Annotated in this window: 1 pseudogene; it reads right to left on the minus strand. The window is 64.1% G+C overall.

What is annotated here, in order from left to right:
- Positions 1 to 223 (minus strand): annotated as a pseudogene (locus ACW5W4_RS19020) (IS4 family transposase); the annotation flags it as partial.

Here is a 223-nt window from a genome sequence, read left to right on the forward strand (position 1 = left end):
TCTGACAGAGCATGCGCACCTGGGGATAGGCGGTCTCGCCATGCTGGGTGCCGGGCTTGGCAAAGGCGGCGGCATTGTCCGAGGTATCGGGCGTGCGCCACATCACGCCATCGACGGCAAGCAGTTGCAGCTCGGCCCAACCGGGGTGATTGGCCTGCTGGTGCCAACCTGTGGCAGTCTCGTGAAACAGCCGCGCAATGCTCTTGTGGCCAAGCTTTTGGCG

The sequence above is a fragment of the Aeromonas crassostreae genome (assembly GCF_054052445.1).